This window comes from Psychrobacillus sp. NPDC096426, assembly GCF_044762745.1.
Classification (GTDB): domain Bacteria; phylum Bacillota; class Bacilli; order Bacillales_A; family Planococcaceae; genus Psychrobacillus.
The window spans coordinates 25,641-41,815 of the sequence record NZ_JBIWEX010000020.1 but is presented as its reverse complement, the minus strand read 5'-3'; the positions used below and the strand labels follow the sequence as shown (position 1 = coordinate 41,815).

The window sequence follows — 16,175 nt, the reverse complement described above, 5'->3', positions numbered from 1 at the left end:
GGGTAATATAAATTGATAAAGAAGCCCGTAGCATCCGAAATTGTATCTTCGGATGCTTTTAACAGTGTAGGCAAGAATTACATCTTTTATTATCAAGACCTTATACATCTTTTCTTTAGAAATTCTATAAAGTATAAGGACAATCAGCATTCATAAAATTACAAAAAAAGAACGTGAAGTGTCTCAGTTACTTCACGCTCCTTTTCAATTCCCAAGGTTATAGTGTGGCTGTGGCTTAGTCCAAAATACTTAGAAAGTGTTGAAGACAAGATACACTTAAAGGTAACTTGTGCTTTTCTTATTCCTGTAACGATTTATAAAACTCTCCTTTTTCGACATACTCCCGAATAATCCGCTGCATATCTTCTTTATCAGCATTATTAAGCTCTCGAACTACTTTTGCGGGATTTCCAAATGCTAGTGAGTTAGGTGGAATTTTCTTTCCAGGGGGTACAAGACTTCCTGCCCCGATAAATGCACCTTCTCCTATTTCAGCGCCGTCTAGAATAATAGAGCCCATTCCGACTAATGCACCTTTACGAATGATACAACTATGTAGAGTAGCCTGATGGCCAATCGTCACTTCATCCTCAATAATAAGGGGTTTATTCGGGCTTTGATGCAGACAACTTAAATCTTGAATACTCACTTTACGACCAATAATCGTAGGAGCAACGTCCCCTCGAATTACCGTATTGAACCAAATTGTAGACTCCGGACCGATTGTCACATCGCCTGTTATTGTGACATAATCAGCTATAAAAGCAGTTTCATCAATCGATGGAATTTTTTCTTTATATGGATAAATCAATAAATACACACCCCTTATTAAAATAGAATATAATTAATCGTAACAAACAAACAAGAATAAGGGAATACATAAGAAAGGTGTGCTGTTCATGTGGAAATGGGAAGCAGAAGAAAAACCAAAGGCAGTAATTGTCCTCGTGCATAGCGCATATGAACACCATCGAAGATATGCTTGGCTAATTGAAAAATTGAGAAGCTCCAATTGCCATATCGTTACGGGGGATTTACCCGGTCATGGGGAACTAAAAAAAGCAAAAGGATTGCATGATGAGCCTTTTGAATTGTATAAAGAATATATAAAACAGGCACTTCAAGTTGCCGTAACATATGATCTACCAATCTTTTTAATGGGGCATGGTTTAGGGGCAACATTATTAGTGAAAGTAATGCGCAAACTAGAGATAGAATATGCGGGGGTCATTCTAACATCCCCTTGGCTACAATTGAAAAAAATGCCTTCTAAATGGACAAATGCGTTAGCTAAATTATCCGTTCCGCAAAAGATTAACCATGATATCCAGTTAAATGAATTAACGAGAAATTACGATGTATACCGCCAATTTGTAGAAGATCCAGCATATCGTACGCTTGTTTCGAATGACTGGTATAAGGAATTGCAAACATTGATGAAAACAGTCGTTCAGTCAGAAGAATCTATCCCTAATGTTCCGGTTTTATTAATGACAGGAGAACGAGACAAAATTACGGATACTCATGCAACAATCAGTTGGTTAAAAAAACAAACTCTTTCCGAATACCAGTTTAAAGAATGGAAAAATTGTTTTCATGATTTGCATCAAGAACCTGAACGAGAAGAAATTTTTGCCTATTCTCATTCTTTTATAAACAATGTACTAAGGTCTATCGGCTATATTGTTTGAATGCATCATTTAGGTGTAAAATAAGCCATAGTTAATATAAGGAGGTAGTAGCAAATGAATCTTACATACCAAGGAAAAACGAAAGACGTTTACAAAATGGATAATGGGGACGTATTATTAAAGTTTAAGGACGATGTGACCGGCGAGAATGGCGTTTTTGATCCAGGTGCAAATACAGTAGGTTTAACAATCGAAGGTGCTGGAAAAGCAGGTCTACGTATGACGACTTATTTCTTTCAAAAGTTAATAGACAAAGAAATACCAACGCACTTTATCGATTCGAATATCGAACAATCTACAATGACTGTTAAAGAAGCAAAAGTGTTTGGTAAAGGACTTGAAGTCATTTGTCGTTTTAAAGCCGTCGGAAGCTTTTTTCGTAGATATGGTGCTTACTGTGAAGAAGGACAACCCTTGGATGCATTTGTGGAAGTAACGATTAAAGACGACGATCGTCAAGATCCTCCTATTTCTAAACAAGCGCTTTCTATGCTTGCTATTTTATCCGAAGCGGAATATGAAACATTACAAACATTAACAAAACAAATTTCTCAATTAGTGAAAGAAGATTTAGCAACAAAAGGGCTAGAATTATATGATATTAAATTGGAGTTTGGCAGAGATGCTAAAACGAATGAAATTATTTTAATTGATGAAATCTCTGGTGGGAATATGCGTGTATATAAAGATGGTCAATATATAGAACCATTAGCATTAGAAGCACTATTATTCTCTTAATACGAAAGAAACCTTCATTCCTTATGAATGAGGGATTTTCTTATGTTATAATCGAGTGGTCGAAATAGAGAGTTTAAAGGGGAAATAACATGCAAAACCAACATATTATTCGAAATATTATTGTGGAAACTCCTTCAAAGCCAGGTAATTTTGCAAAAGTTGCAACTGCAATCGGTCTAGGAGAAGGAGATATTGGCGACATAACCACGTTAAAAAGTGGTGCATTGACGACGGTTCGTGATATTACGATTACATGTAAATCTATTGAGCAATTAGATAAAGTGATCGCGAATATTGAAGAGATTGGAAACGGTGTGAAAATTCATGCGGTAACAGATGATGTAATGAACGCGCATGAAGGTGGAAAAATTGCGATGAAGAGTAGATTAGATGTACGCTCCCTTGGAGATTTACAACGAATCTACACGCCTGGTGTTGCAAGTGTATGTATGGAAATTCTCCATCATCCAGAAAAAGCTAACTATTTCACATCGATTGGAAACTCCGTTGCCATTGTAACAGACGGTACAGCAATATTAGGATTAGGAAATATCGGTCCAGTTGCTGGCATGCCAGTGATGGAAGGGAAAGCTGTATTACTAGATCAATTCGTTGGATTAAGTGGAATTCCGATTCTATTAAATACAAGTGATCCAGATGAAATAGTAGAAACAGTGAAGCATATTCATAAAGGATTCGGAGCGATTTTACTAGAAGATATCGGTTCACCGCACTGTTTTGAAATTGAAGAAAGACTAAAAGAAGAGCTTCCTATTCCTGTTATGCATGACGATCAGCACGGTACAGCAGTAGTCGCTTTAGCGGCAATTCTTTCTGCGTGCAAGTCTACAAATGTAGATGTGAAAAAAGCGAAAATTGGTCAAATTGGTCTTGGCGCTGCTGGTCTTGCGATTTGCCGTATGCTAATGGCTTATGGAGTAGAAGAAGTTTATGGACTTGATCGCCAAGAAGTAGCGCAAGATCGTCTGATTAGCTATGGCGGAAAAACAATCGAATCACTCGAAAATATGATGGAAACATGTGATATTATTGTTGCGACAACTGGTGTATCTGGTTTGATCAAATCTGAAATGATCAGAAAAGGACAAATCATTTTAGCACTTTCTAATCCAAATCCAGAAATACTTCCAGCCGAAGCAATTGCAGCAGGAGCAGCTTTTGCTGCAGATGGACGTTCTGTAAATAACGTAATCGGATTCCCAGGTATTTTCAAAGGTGCATTAGACGCTGGAGCATCTGCTATTACATATCCAATGCTAATAGCGGCAGCGCAAGCAATTGTCAGTCATACGAAACCGGGAGAATTAATACCGAATCCACTAGATCCAGCTGTACATCATTTAGTAGCTAGAGCAGTGGAAGAAGCTGCAAATCTACAATAAAACAAAAAAAGAAGATTTCGGTCACGATGCCGAAATCTTCTTTTTAAATTCCTCTGTATAGTCAGTAGCTTCCATTAAAGCTTTCTCTTCCAGTGGAATGCGTACCGAAAGCATCGCTAAATTTAATAGAGTAAAGCAAATTGCTGTAAAGTAGGCTTGGAACATTAAAGGTAATAGAGCTATTTCAATACAAACGACCACATAGTTCGGATGTCTAATATACAAATATGGACCAGTTTTTACCACATGGGCACCAGGTAAAATCATGATTTTCGTATTCCAAAATGTACCTAAAGAAGTTAAACACCAAATACGAAGTGCCTGAACAAATAAAAAGATGACTAAAAACAGTGGAAACAATGGAGAAATACGTTGATCAAAAAACACTACTTCCGCAATCAAACAAACAAAAAAGCTTACATGAAGTGCAACCATATAAGGATAATGGGAGCTACCCACTTCATATGCTCCTTGTGCCAGCATCTTTTTTTCATTTCGTTTCGCGATCAATACTTCTATAATTCTTTGTGCAATAACTAGGAATATGATGATAAAAAATAACATGCTAATCCCCCCAATTTAGTAAAACTGCTTCTCCACAAAATCCAGGTCCTAGTGCTACGAGTAAACCAATATCCCCTTTTTTATTTTCTTGTTGCATGAATTGCTCCAATACATAAAGAACAGTAGGGGAAGACATATTTCCATGATTTCTTAGCACTTCCCTAGATATTGAAGTCTGTTCTTGTGTGAGATAAAGTGTTTCCTCATATGCTTCTAAAACTTTCTTTCCTCCAGGATGTGCAATAAAATGGGCGAGTTGTTCTTTTGTCATTTGTTGTTCCGTAAAAAATTCATCGATAAACGGTCCTAACCAATTAGATATGATCGAAGGGATGCTTTTGGAGAACACAACATGTAATCCGCTATTTTTAATATCCCATCCCATTACATTTTCGGAGTCTGGCATCCATTTAGAAGCTGTATTCATAATGTGAGGAACGGATCTTTTCGTTGAAACAGTGGCCTCATTTCCACATACTAATATACATGCAGCACCGTCAGCAAAAAGAGAAGCTCCTACTAAATTACTTTTCGAAAAATCATTTGGTTGGAATGTAAGACTACAAAGCTCTACGCAAACAACGAGTACTTTTTCCGTCGGATGGGCTTTGCAATAATCAAATGCTCGACTAACTCCAGCAGCGCCTCCAGCACACCCTAGCCCCCATAATGGGATTCGTTTCATGCGGTCAGAAAAAGGGAGTTGATTCATTACACGAGCATCGATGCTAGGAGTAGAAATTCCGGTAGTACTAACGAATATAATGGCATCTATTTCTTCTGGATGGACCGTCCTTTGTAAAAAGTGCGTGTTTTGGAGACATGCTTGAATTACTTCTACACTATATTTTGTCGCTAACTCAATATAAATATTGTTACGTTCTTCAAATGTATGGTTTGTTTGATGCCATTCTAAAGGTACACAAAAATTACGAGTTACAATATCGCCATTTTCAAACACTTTTAATAATCGATCCAGTTGTGCAATTTTGTCTTTAAAAAGTTCTTTTGTTAGTTGCTCAATATTTGTTTGGTTTAATGTATAAGGAGGTTTATATGTACTAATAGAGGCAATTTTAGGCATGGAGTACTCCTTTTTATAAGTACTATACCCATATTTTCTACTGATATGCATAGAGGTGGAGGAAAATTTGTCCTTGTGAAGAAAAAAATCAGGGAGATTTCTGAATTATTTGCTTCACAAAGGATCAATTTATTTACTGTATAAGAAATGAAGTGTTAATTCGCTTTCATCTTTTCAATCGCCAATATAAAAGGCGGGTCATTTTGTTGATTTACAAATTGATACGATAGCACATGCGCGTATGACTGGGGTAATTGTTGGACAAAAGATAATAATGTTTCTTTTTCTGACTTACCACCTTCATGCCCGTGATAAACGACTAAAACGATTAACCCACCAACTTTTAATAAATGTAAAAGAGATTCAATCGCTTGAATCGTCGAAGCTCCTCTTGTAACGATCTCATGATTACTACCAGGTAAATAGCCTAGATTAAAAATGGCAGCTGACACTTCTGCATGCACATATTTCGCGACATTTTCATGCCCATCATGAATTAACGAAACTTGTCCGAACAAATTTGCTTGTTCTAACTTATCCGAAGTTGATTGAATAGCTTCTTTTTGAACATCAAAAGCATAGACATGTCCATTTTCTCCTACTAGGTCCGCAAGAAACAATGTATCATGTCCATTTCCGGCAGTTGCGTCTACAACTGAATCACCTTTTTCAATAACACTTGCTAGTAATTCTTTTGCAAATGGTAAAACTCTTTTTAATATCATCGTAAAACACCAGTCTTTTCATATAATTTCCCTTGATAACTATTACGTTTTGCGAGTTCCGCGTCTATTCCATTTAATACATCCCATTTATTGACACTCCACATTGGTCCAATCATTAAGTCAATTGGCCCATCGCCTGTAATACGTTGAACAACCATTTCAGGGGGAAGTACTTCTAATTGGTCGGCAACGAGCTGAATATATGCATCTCTTTCCATAAATTCTAGCTTCCCTTTTTCGTATTGTTTCACCATAGGAGTCCCTTTTAACAAATGAAGTAAATGTATTTTAATCCCTTGTACATCTAGCTTGGCAACTTCACGGGCAGTTTCCATCATCATTTCTCGATCTTCTAAAGGGAGTCCATTAATAATATGTGTACAAATTCGAATGCCATGTTTTCGTAATTTGTTTACACCTTCTACATAAGTAGGGTAGTCATGCGCACGATTAACAAGATTTGCCGTACGTTCATGAACGGTTTGAAGACCTAACTCTATCCATAAATAAGTTCGTTCATTTAGTTCGGCTAGATATTCGACTACATCATCTGGTAAGCAGTCGGGTCTAGTTGCGATGGAGATGCCAACGACACCTTCTAATGCTAATGCTGCTTCGAATTTTTCTTTTAGTACTGGAAGTGGGGCATGTGTATTTGTATATGCTTGAAAATAGGCTATGTATTTTCCAGTTTTCCACTTTTCATGCATTTTGGATTTTATTTTTTCGAATTGTACTGGAATTGGATCGACTTTATCTCCAGCGAAATCACCACTCCCAGCAACACTACAAAATGTGCAACCCCCAAAAGCGACTGTACCGTCTCTATTTGGACAATCAAAACCTGCGTCTAGTGCGACTTTGAAAATTTTTTGATCAAATTTATCGCGCAAAAATCTATTCCATGTATAATACCTTTTTCCATCTGATGGAAAAGAAAAGTTGTTTTCATCCATGCAAATTCACTCCTTAACATGCCTATTTTATCACGTCTTCGTGAAGTTTGTTGTATCCATCTTGATGTGCCATATAAAAAAGCATACAATAGTTTAGCGTACGAGGAAATGAGGTGTTTTGTATGCCAAAAGCTGTATGGCTTTTAATCATCGGAATGTTTATCAATACGATGGGGAATTCCTTCTTGTGGCCGTTACATACCATTTATATGCATGATTATTTGGGGCAGTCTCTTTCGATGGCTGGGTTTGTTCTAATGATTAATGCCGGAACAGGTGTAGTAGGTAATTTACTTGGAGGATATTTGTTCGACCGTATTGGTGGTTATAAATCGATCATGCTAGGAATTATATTGTCTATGTTTGCTTTAGTATTGTTGACAATTTGGCATGGATGGCCAGAATATATATGGTTTGTTGCGATTTTAGGGTTTAGTGGAGGAATTATTTTTCCAAGTATGTATGCAATGGTCGGTAGTGTTTGGCCAGAAGGTGGTAGAAAATCATTTAATGCGATTTATTTGGCCCAAAATGTTGGAGTTGCGATTGGACCAGCCATTGCAGGGGTAGTAGCGGATAATAATATTAATGATATATTTATGGCGAATCTGCTGACCTACATTTTATTTTTAGCAATTGTTTGGTTTTTTTATCGAAAACTAGTTGTTACGACGAATAGACATAGCTCGGTGTTGAATGAACAAAAGGAAATTAAACAAAAAGCACCGTTCTATGCCATGATGATTGTAACGATTGGGTATATGCTGACCTGGATTGTATATGTGCAGTGGACTTCGACTATTTCTACTCATGTGTTAGATTTAGGGATATCGTTAAAACAATATAGTTTGTTATGGACAATCAATGGGGCGCTTATTATATTGGCACAGCCACTGATCAAACCGATTATTAACCGCTTGGAGCATAAAATAAAAGCGCAGCTTATCATCGGGATTGTCATTTTTATGGGATCTTTTGTTGTCGTTGCGTTTGCGGAAAACTATGCAATGTTTATTACCGCTATGGTCATTCTCACGATTGGGGAAATGTTCGTTTGGCCGGCAGTACCAACGCTTGCTAATCAGTTAGCTCCGAAAGGGAGAGAAGGGTTTTATCAAGGGATTGTGAATAGTATGGCCACTATTGGACGAATGATTGGACCTTTTATAGGAGGTTTGCTCGTAGAGGCTTATGGGACGCCAATGATGATATTAATACTTACGAGTTTGATGATTTTTGCAATTGTAACGAGTTTGCTATATGATTTACCACTTAAAAAACGGACTATTTGACGATTGTCGAATAGTTCGTTTTTTGCGTTGCTTGGAAACGGAGGATAAGTCGTTGAGATATTATTCGCTTATTTCATAGAAATGCGATTGCTAAATTGTCCAATATTTGAGAATATAAAATAGAGGAAAGTTTTTAAACAGAAAGGGGATTGGGACGATGAAACCAATTTACAGTTCAGCAAGTGAAGCTGTAGCAAACATTGAAGATGGAATGACATTAATGGTAGGGGGCTTTGGTCTTGTTGGTATACCTGAACAGCTCATTTTAGCTTTAGTGGAAAAAGGTGTAAAAGATTTAACAGTAATTTCAAATAACTGTGGTGTAGATGAATGGGGTCTTGGACTTCTACTAAAAAATAAACAAATTAAAAAAATGATTGGCTCCTATGTAGGAGAAAATAAAGAATTTGAACGTCAAGTAATCTCAGGTGAAATAGAAGTGGAATTGACGCCACAAGGAACACTTGCAGAAAAAATTCGTGCAGGCGGCGCGGGGATACCAGCTTTCTTTACGCCAGCTGGAGTAGGTACAATAGTAGCAGATGGCAAAGAAGTGCGCGTATATGATGGTAAAGAATATGTTTTAGAAGAGTCACTACGTGCTGATTTTGCATTAATTCGTGCTGCAAAAGCGGATAAGTTTGGTAACTTAATATACAACAAAACAGCCCAAAACTTCAATCCAATGATGGCTGCTGCAGGGAAGATCACCATTGCAGAAGTAGAAGAGATTGTAGAAACAGGAGATTTAGATCCAGCACAAATACATACACCAAGTATTTATGTACAAGGACTTTTCCAAGCGGCACAAGAAAAAAGAATCGAACGTCTAACAACACGTTCATAAGGGGGAGACTAAGTTGAATACACGTGAGAAAATTGCGAGAAGAGCAGAAAAGGAAATCGAACATGGTAACTATGTCAATTTAGGAATTGGGATTCCAACACTAGTAGCGAATTTCATCTCTCCGGATAAGACGGTCGTTTTACAATCGGAAAATGGATTACTCGGTATCGGTCCATACCCAACTGAACAAGAAGTAGATCCAGATCTTATAAATGCAGGAAAAGAAACCGTAACGACGATTCCTGGATCTTCCTTTTTCACTAGTGCCGAGTCGTTTGCGATGATTCGCGGTGGGCATATCGATGTGGCGATTTTAGGGGCAATGGAAGTTTCGGAAAAAGGGGATTTAGCGAACTGGATGATTCCAGGGAAAATGATTAAAGGAATGGGCGGGGCAATGGATTTAGTACATGGTGCTAAAAAAATCATCGTTATTATGGACCATTGTGCAAAAGACGGTTCTGCTAAAATTAAAAAAGAATGTGCATTACCGTTAACAGGTAAAGCAGTTGTGAATAAAATAATTACAGAACGGGCAATGATAGAAGTAACAGAAGAAGGTCTAGAATTGAAAGAAGTATTTGAAGGATACTCAATTCAAGATATTATTGATGCAACAGAAGCAACGCTAATTACTAAAGATGTTAAAGAGAACGTTGCGATATAAGTACAGCTTGTATTTTATATTGAAATCCATTAGAATAAATTCTAATAGAAGTGACTGTGAAAAGGATTAGTAAATAATGAGTGTTTCTAAAGAGAGCTAACGGTTGGTGGAAGTTAGCGGAACGAATTATTGAACTCGCCTTTGAGTCTGTGTAAGTGAACTTTGAGTAGCTTATACCGTTTTCCGCGTTAAGGAATCAAGTTGAGTGGATTTTCACTAATTTGGGTGGTACCGCGTGAGTATAATAATCTCTCGTCCCTTAGTTTTTTAAGGGACGAGTTTTTTTATTTTAAGGAGGAAATTCAATGAGTTTTAATCATGAAGAAATTGAAAAAAAGTGGCAAAAGTATTGGCGAGAAAATAAAACATATAAGATGACCGATGATCCATCAAAACCAAAGTTTTATGCATTGGATATGTTTCCTTATCCATCAGGAGTAGGTTTACATGTTGGGCATCCACTAGGATATATTGCAACGGACATTCTAAGTGCGTTCAAACGTAAACAAGGATATAACGTTCTTCATCCAATGGGATGGGATGCTTTTGGACTTCCTGCAGAGCAATATGCAATCGATACAGGTAATGACCCTGCAGAATTTACTGCGAAGAATATTGCTACATTCAAACGTCAAATGACGGATCTTGGTTTTTCATTTGATTGGGATAGGGAAGTCAATACAACAGACCCCTCTTATTACAAATGGACGCAATGGATTTTCATTCAACTATATAAAAAAGGTCTAGCATATGTAGATGAAGTGCCTGTAAACTGGTGTCCTGCATTGGGAACTGTTTTGGCAAACGAAGAAGTAATCGATGGAGTATCAGAACGTGGAGGGCATCCTGTAGAACGACGTCCAATGCGTCAATGGGTGCTTCGTATAACTGCTTACGCAGATAGACTTTTGGAAGACTTGGAAGAACTAGATTGGCCAGAAAGTTTGAAAGAGATGCAGCGCAACTGGATTGGACGTTCAGAGGGTGCAGAACTTACATTTGAAGTAGATGGTACAAATGAATCATTCCGTGCATTTACAACTCGACCAGATACTATTTTTGGGGCAACTTATGCAGTATTAGCGCCTGAACATAAGCTTGTGGATACAATCACAATAGCTGACCAAGCGGAAGCGGTGCAAGCTTATAAAGATCAAGTGAAATTGAAAAGTGATCTAGAACGTACAGATCTTGCAAAACATAAAACAGGTGTATTTACAGGTGCTTATGCGGTTAACCCAGTGAGTGGCGAAAAAATGCCAATATGGATTGCTGATTATGTGTTAGCGTCATACGGTACAGGTGCTATTATGGCAGTTCCTGCTCACGATGAGCGCGACTATGAGTTCGCAAAACAATTTGATTTGCCAATCGTTGAAGTAGTTTCTGGTGGCGATATTGAAAAAGAAGCATACACTGCTGACGGTACGCTTGTTAACTCAGAATTCTTGAATGGTTTAAATAAACAAGAAGCGATTGCAAAAGCGATCGAATGGTTTGAAGCAAACGGTAAAGGTGAAAAGAAAATCACGTATCGCCTTCGTGACTGGTTATTCAGCCGTCAACGTTATTGGGGCGAACCAATTCCAATTATCCATTGGGAAGATGGCACTTCTACACCTGTAGATGAGTCTGAACTACCATTAATGCTTCCAGTAACAACGGATATTAAACCAAGTGGAACAGGTGAATCTCCACTAGCGAATATTACGGAATGGGTAAATGTAGTAGACCCGGTAACAGGGAAAAAAGGGCGTCGTGAAACAAATACAATGCCACAGTGGGCAGGTAGCTGCTGGTACTACTTACGTTATATCGATCCAAACAATGACGAAGCACTTGTCGATCCAGAACTAGCAACACGTTGGCTTCCAGTTGACATTTATGTTGGTGGTGCTGAGCATGCGGTACTACATTTACTGTACGCTCGTTTCTGGCATAAATTCCTTTACGACATCGGTGTTGTGACAACGAAAGAACCATTCCAAAAGCTATTTAACCAAGGAATGATCCTAGGCGAAGGTAACGAAAAAATGTCTAAGTCCAAAGGAAATGTAGTAAACCCTGATGATATTGTGAAAAGTCATGGTGCCGATTCACTTCGTCTATATGAAATGTTCATGGGACCACTGGATTCTTCAAAACCTTGGTCAACAAACGGTTTAGACGGTTCACGTCGATTCCTAGATCGTATTTGGCGTTTACTTGTCGATGAAGATGGTAAATTGAGCGCTAAAGTAACAGACACTTCTTCTGCCAATATGGAAAAAGCTTATCACCAAACGGTTAAAAAAGTAACAGAAGACTTTGAAGGAATGCATTATAATACAGCTATTTCGCAAATGATGGTATTTATTAATGAAGGATATAAAGCAGAGACAATTTCCAAAGAATATGTAGAAGGATTTGTTAAACTTATTTCTCCAATCGTACCGCATATTGCAGAAGAACTATGGAGTATTCTTGGACATGACGATACAATCGTGTATGAATCTTGGCCAACTTTCGACGAATCTAAATTAGTCGATAATGAAGTAGAAATTCCTGTTCAAATTAAAGGAAAAGTACGTGCTAAACTTCTCGTGGCTAAAGACGCAACAAAAGAAGAGCTAGAAGCACTAGCACTTGCTTCTGAACAAGTGCAACAATGGCTGGAAGGTCAAGAAGTGAAGAAAATTATTGCAATTCCTGGTAAAATGGTGAATATCGTAATCTAACAATATGAAAAGCTGCTTATTTCTTTGAGGGATAAGCAGTTTTTTTTACCGTTTTTTGGCTATTACAACTAAACTCTTCATTTTTACAACTAAATCCTCTGAAATTCCAACTAAATACTCAAAAATTCTAACTAAACCTCTCGAAATTCCAACTAAACCCCTTTCTCAATCTTTTGCCAACGCAAAAAGCCCCTAGAAAGTAACTAGGAGCTCCTGATTTTATCTTAAAAGTGCATATTGTCACCCAAGTGTTGCTATAAATGTCTGCATCATTTGATTTCCTTGCTCGGTACCTATAGATTCAGGATGAAACTGGAATCCGAATACTGGGTAGTCTCGATGTTTAATGCCCATAATTTCATTGTCATCTTGGGCTCTAGCAAGTACTTCAAGTTCGTCACTTAATGTATTTTCATCAATCACGAGTGAATGATAACGCATAACGGAAATTGGTCCGTTAAAACCTTCAAATAAGGATGAATGAGTATGTTCTACATTTGAAATCTTCCCATGCATAATTGTTTTTGCTTGCACTATATCCGCTCCAAACGCTGCACCAATCGATTGATGTCCAAGGCAAATTCCAAGTATCGGATACTTTTTATATAGTTTTTGAATGACTTCAATCGAAATACCTGCCTCCGCTGGAGTACCCGGACCAGGTGAAATAATAATTGCTTCTGGACAAAGTTGTTCTATTTCTTCAATCGTGATAGCATCATTCCTTACAACTTGCACATCTTTCCCAAGACCGCTTACTTGCTGAAATAAATTATACGTAAAGGAATCGTAATTATCGATCAATAAAATCATCGTTGCACCTCTAAAAGTGCTTTTGCTTTATTGAGCGTTTCTTCATATTCGCTAGTCGGAACAGAATCATAGACGATACCGGCACCAGCTTGAACATGAGCTTTGTTATCCTTCACAACCATCGTACGTATAGCAAGTGCTAAATCCATATTACCGGTGACAGAAATATAGCCAACTGCCCCAGCGTAAACACCGCGTTTTGTGGTCTCTAGCTCATTAATAATTTGCATTGCACGAATTTTCGGTGCTCCCGATACAGTTCCAGCTGGTAAACATGCGGTTAATACGTCTAGTACATGCAAGTCTTTCTTAAGTCGACCAGTAACTTCTGAGACAATATGCATGACGTATTTATAGTATTCAATTGTCATATATTTTTCAATTTGCACGGAACCAATTTCTGAGATTCTTCCAATATCATTACGTCCAAGGTCTACAAGCATACGATGCTCAGCAATTTCTTTTTCATCGTTGAGTAAATCTTTTGCAAATTGCATATCTTCTTCCGCCGTTTTTCCTCTCGGCTTTGTCCCAGCAATTGGATTTGTTGTGACGATCCCTTTATCTACTTTTACTAAACTTTCCGGGGAAGTTCCGAGTACTGTATAGCTTCCAAAGTCCATATAAAACATATATGGTGAAGGATTTGCTGTACGAAGTTGTCGATACAGCGAAAAAGGATTTCCTTCAAAAGGGGAGGTAAATCGCTGCGATAAAACAGCTTGAAAAATATCGCCTTTGAAAATATGTTCTTTTGCTTTTTCTACCATTTGAACAAACAGGTCTTTTTCCATCATCGGTTTAAATGCTAGTTTTGTTACGGTATCCATTTGAAATGTCGTACCAACTTGTAAATCAGAATATATTTCTTCTATAGCATCTAGCATTTCTTGTTGTGTGCGACCATTTTCAAATAAATCGATTGCAGCAATCGTAACGGATTGTTTTACATGATCATACACAATAAACGTGTCATAAAACATCAGATGTAGATCGGGCATTTCTAATTCATCTGGTAAAGGTTTTCCAATTTTTTCTTGATAAAATGCCGTTTCATAGCCAAAATACCCAATAGCTCCGCCGAAAAATGAAAAGGGGTACTTTTCTGGATGGATAGGCATCAATTTTTTCAGCTTTTCTATAACAGACGTTGATTCTATCACTTTTTCCCCGCTTCTATATGATAATGTATAGCTAGATTGGTCCCCGATTAGTTCTGCAATCGGATTCAATGCGATAAACGAATAACGTCCGCTTTCTTCATGCTTTGCGGATGATTCAAATAGCATTTTCTTATCCCCATTTAATGAATGATAAATGGAGATAGGTGTCATCATGTCTCCCTGGATCTCTTTCATCTCGTAGCTTCTCGTCTCAACTGTCATTGCTCATCTCTCCTTTTCTCTGCTCAACTGAACACAAAAAGGCCCTCCATCTAAAAAGGACGGAGAGCCGTGGTGCCACCTTCATTGATTACTTTTGTAATCCGCTTATTTACAACCAAATAGTTGCGCGTCTTGTAACGTAGACATACGCCTAAGCCTACTAATACGTTCAGCTCGGAGCTCAGAAGCCCATTCACGACATGCATTTGCACTGACTTGCACCAACCGCCAGCTCTCTTTAGCATTTCACATCGCTACTATTCTTCTTCATCGCTTGTTAAACACCATTGTAGTATAAGTAGTTATAAGATTCAATTATTTTTTTGTGTTTTTTTATTGGTAGTTTGTTATAGAATAATGATATTGTATTTGATGGGCAAAATATTAGGGGAAAACTTCAAAAGAAGGAAGTGTTAAACGATGAATTTAGAAATAGTTATGCAGGAGCTTGAAGCACTTAGCAAGGAACGAACGAAAAAAATATACATATCCAATGGTGCACATGAGCCGCTTTTTGGCGTGGCTACAGGCGCTATGAAACCAATTGCTAAGAAAATAAAAAAAGACCAGCCTTTAGCTGAAGAGCTTTATACCACAGGGAACTACGATGCCATGTACTTAGCAGGCATTATTGCAGACCCAAAAGCCATGACGGAATCGGACTATGAACGTTGGATAGATGCAGCGTATTTTTATATGCTTTCCGATTATGTAGTAGCTGTAACTTTATCAGAGTCCGATATAGCACAAGAGGTTGCTGATAAATGGATTGCAAGTGGTGAAGAGCTAAAAATGTCTGCAGGCTGGAGTTGCTACTGCTGGCTGTTAGGAAATAGGAAAGACGTCGAATTTTCAGAAATAAAGATTTCCAAAATGCTTGATATGGTGAAAAATACGATTCACGATTCGCCAGAACGAACGAAATCCGCTATGAATAATTTTGTTTACACCGTGGGGATTTCCTATTTGCCGCTCCATGAGATGGCAGCCGAGACCGCAAAGGCCATAGGGATAGTAGAAGTGAAACGGGAAAAGAAAAAAAGCAGTTTCCTAAATGCTTACGAAAGTATTCAAAAAGAAGTGGATAGAGGTAAACTTGGTTTTAAACGTAAGTATGTACGGTGTTAAAATTAGTACGCATCTTGAAACGAATAGTTTTGAGGATTTATAAAGCATTCCATTGCATTGAGGAATGCTTTTTTAAAAACACAAGGATAAAAAAATATTTTTCAACTAACTGGGCATAGTTATACAAGAACACAATAAAAAGGACCTTGAATTTGGTCCTTTTTA

15 protein-coding genes and 2 other annotated features are annotated in these 16,175 nt (G+C 37.7%); of the genes, 8 read left to right on the top strand and 7 right to left on the bottom strand.

The window, feature by feature from the left end:
* Positions 1 to 298 precede the first annotated feature (298 nt).
* Entirely contained in the window at positions 299 to 811 is a 513-nt protein-coding gene (locus ACIQYS_RS16085; RefSeq protein ID WP_402982127.1) for a gamma carbonic anhydrase, read from the bottom strand.
* Positions 812 to 899: 88 nt separating this feature from the next.
* Between ACIQYS_RS16085 and ACIQYS_RS16080 the strand changes: the two genes are divergently transcribed.
* The 3 genes from ACIQYS_RS16080 to ACIQYS_RS16070 all read left to right on the top strand — a co-directional run bounded on the left by ACIQYS_RS16080 (position 900) and on the right by ACIQYS_RS16070 (position 3,832).
* Complete coding sequence (locus ACIQYS_RS16080) at positions 900 to 1,691, top strand: alpha/beta hydrolase (RefSeq protein WP_402982125.1); 792 nt, start codon at positions 900 to 902, stop codon at positions 1,689 to 1,691.
* Between the two features lie 54 nt (positions 1,692 to 1,745).
* A complete protein-coding gene (locus ACIQYS_RS16075; protein ID WP_402982122.1) occupies positions 1,746 to 2,429 on the top strand; it encodes a phosphoribosylaminoimidazolesuccinocarboxamide synthase in 684 nt (227 codons plus the stop codon).
* Between the two features lie 89 nt (positions 2,430 to 2,518).
* Positions 2,519 to 3,832 carry an NAD-dependent malic enzyme gene (locus ACIQYS_RS16070; RefSeq protein ID WP_402982120.1) on the top strand — a complete coding sequence of 438 codons (1,314 nt, stop codon included), beginning with the start codon at positions 2,519 to 2,521 and terminating at the stop codon, positions 3,830 to 3,832.
* Between the two features lie 21 nt (positions 3,833 to 3,853).
* On the opposite strand, the gene ACIQYS_RS16065 is transcribed toward ACIQYS_RS16070, so the two are convergent.
* The 4 genes from ACIQYS_RS16065 to mnmL all read right to left on the bottom strand — a co-directional run bounded on the left by ACIQYS_RS16065 (position 3,854) and on the right by mnmL (position 7,161).
* Positions 3,854 to 4,396, bottom strand: coding sequence for an isoprenylcysteine carboxyl methyltransferase family protein (locus ACIQYS_RS16065; RefSeq protein ID WP_402982117.1), 543 nt, complete (start codon positions 4,394 to 4,396; stop codon positions 3,854 to 3,856).
* A 1-nt stretch (position 4,397) separates the two neighbouring features.
* Entirely contained in the window at positions 4,398 to 5,480 is a 1,083-nt protein-coding gene (locus tag ACIQYS_RS16060) for a type III polyketide synthase (protein WP_402982115.1), read from the bottom strand.
* A 155-nt stretch (positions 5,481 to 5,635) separates the two neighbouring features.
* Complete coding sequence (gene mnmM, locus ACIQYS_RS16055) at positions 5,636 to 6,205, bottom strand: tRNA 5-(aminomethyl)-2-thiouridylate-methyltransferase MnmM (protein ID WP_402982113.1); 570 nt, start codon at positions 6,203 to 6,205, stop codon at positions 5,636 to 5,638.
* Positions 6,202 to 7,161, bottom strand: a complete 960-nt coding sequence (mnmL, locus tag ACIQYS_RS16050; protein ID WP_402982110.1) for a tRNA modification radical SAM protein MnmL/YtqA — start codon at positions 7,159 to 7,161, stop codon at positions 6,202 to 6,204. Before mnmL ends, mnmM begins: the two co-directional genes overlap by 4 nt.
* 122 nt (positions 7,162 to 7,283) lie before the next feature.
* Here mnmL and ACIQYS_RS16045 point away from each other — a divergent pair, with 122 nt between their 5' ends.
* From ACIQYS_RS16045 to leuS, 4 genes are all read left to right on the top strand, one after another.
* Positions 7,284 to 8,453 carry an MDR family MFS transporter gene (locus tag ACIQYS_RS16045; protein WP_402982108.1) on the top strand — a complete coding sequence of 390 codons (1,170 nt, stop codon included), beginning with the start codon at positions 7,284 to 7,286 and terminating at the stop codon, positions 8,451 to 8,453.
* Positions 8,454 to 8,610: 157 nt separating this feature from the next.
* Positions 8,611 to 9,300: a CoA transferase subunit A gene (locus ACIQYS_RS16040; RefSeq protein ID WP_402982105.1), complete on the top strand. Its 690-nt coding sequence runs from the start codon at positions 8,611 to 8,613 to the stop codon at positions 9,298 to 9,300.
* Between the two features lie 13 nt (positions 9,301 to 9,313).
* Positions 9,314 to 9,967 (top strand): 3-oxoacid CoA-transferase subunit B, encoded by a 654-nt coding sequence (locus ACIQYS_RS16035; protein WP_402982103.1) that lies wholly within the window; start codon positions 9,314 to 9,316, stop codon positions 9,965 to 9,967.
* Positions 9,968 to 10,014: 47 nt separating this feature from the next.
* Positions 10,015 to 10,230, top strand: a binding site (T-box leader).
* A 42-nt stretch (positions 10,231 to 10,272) separates the two neighbouring features.
* Positions 10,273 to 12,684: a leucine--tRNA ligase gene (gene leuS / locus ACIQYS_RS16030; RefSeq protein ID WP_402982100.1), complete on the top strand. Its 2,412-nt coding sequence runs from the start codon at positions 10,273 to 10,275 to the stop codon at positions 12,682 to 12,684.
* 240 nt (positions 12,685 to 12,924) lie between these two features.
* On the opposite strand, the gene ACIQYS_RS16025 is transcribed toward leuS, so the two are convergent.
* Both ACIQYS_RS16025 and trpE read right to left on the bottom strand, forming a co-directional pair.
* Complete coding sequence (locus ACIQYS_RS16025; protein WP_402982098.1) at positions 12,925 to 13,497, bottom strand: anthranilate synthase component II; 573 nt, start codon at positions 13,495 to 13,497, stop codon at positions 12,925 to 12,927.
* Positions 13,494 to 14,882 carry an anthranilate synthase component I gene (gene trpE / locus ACIQYS_RS16020; protein ID WP_402982095.1) on the bottom strand — a complete coding sequence of 463 codons (1,389 nt, stop codon included), beginning with the start codon at positions 14,880 to 14,882 and terminating at the stop codon, positions 13,494 to 13,496. The genes ACIQYS_RS16025 and trpE overlap by 4 nt, the downstream gene beginning before the upstream one ends.
* A 52-nt stretch (positions 14,883 to 14,934) precedes the next feature.
* Positions 14,935 to 15,162: a binding site (T-box leader), on the bottom strand.
* A gap of 140 nt (positions 15,163 to 15,302) precedes the next feature.
* Between trpE and ACIQYS_RS16015 the strand changes: the two genes are divergently transcribed.
* On the top strand, positions 15,303 to 16,010 hold the full coding sequence (locus tag ACIQYS_RS16015; protein WP_402982093.1) for a DNA alkylation repair protein: 708 nt from the start codon (positions 15,303 to 15,305) through the stop codon (positions 16,008 to 16,010).
* The last annotated feature ends 165 nt before the right edge of the window (positions 16,011 to 16,175 follow it).

What these genes read in the sequence shown, in the direction of transcription:
- ACIQYS_RS16080 (WP_402982125.1), top strand. Translation starts at nt 900, where the DNA reads ATGTGGAAATGGGAAGCAGAAGAAAAACCAAAGGCAGTAATTGTCCTC.
- ACIQYS_RS16075 (WP_402982122.1), top strand. Translation starts at nt 1,746, where the DNA reads ATGAATCTTACATACCAAGGAAAAACGAAAGACGTTTACAAAATGGAT.
- ACIQYS_RS16070 (WP_402982120.1), top strand. Translation starts at nt 2,519, where the DNA reads ATGCAAAACCAACATATTATTCGAAATATTATTGTGGAAACTCCTTCA.
- ACIQYS_RS16065 (WP_402982117.1), bottom strand. Translation starts at nt 4,396, where the DNA reads ATGTTATTTTTTATCATCATATTCCTAGTTATTGCACAAAGAATTATA.
- ACIQYS_RS16060 (WP_402982115.1), bottom strand. Translation starts at nt 5,480, where the DNA reads ATGCCTAAAATTGCCTCTATTAGTACATATAAACCTCCTTATACATTA.
- mnmM (WP_402982113.1), bottom strand. Translation starts at nt 6,205, where the DNA reads ATGATATTAAAAAGAGTTTTACCATTTGCAAAAGAATTACTAGCAAGT.
- mnmL (WP_402982110.1), bottom strand. Translation starts at nt 7,161, where the DNA reads ATGGATGAAAACAACTTTTCTTTTCCATCAGATGGAAAAAGGTATTAT.
- ACIQYS_RS16045 (WP_402982108.1), top strand. Translation starts at nt 7,284, where the DNA reads ATGCCAAAAGCTGTATGGCTTTTAATCATCGGAATGTTTATCAATACG.
- ACIQYS_RS16040 (WP_402982105.1), top strand. Translation starts at nt 8,611, where the DNA reads ATGAAACCAATTTACAGTTCAGCAAGTGAAGCTGTAGCAAACATTGAA.
- leuS (WP_402982100.1), top strand. Translation starts at nt 10,273, where the DNA reads ATGAGTTTTAATCATGAAGAAATTGAAAAAAAGTGGCAAAAGTATTGG.
- ACIQYS_RS16025 (WP_402982098.1), bottom strand. Translation starts at nt 13,497, where the DNA reads ATGATTTTATTGATCGATAATTACGATTCCTTTACGTATAATTTATTT.
- trpE (WP_402982095.1), bottom strand. Translation starts at nt 14,882, where the DNA reads ATGACAGTTGAGACGAGAAGCTACGAGATGAAAGAGATCCAGGGAGAC.
- ACIQYS_RS16015 (WP_402982093.1), top strand. Translation starts at nt 15,303, where the DNA reads ATGAATTTAGAAATAGTTATGCAGGAGCTTGAAGCACTTAGCAAGGAA.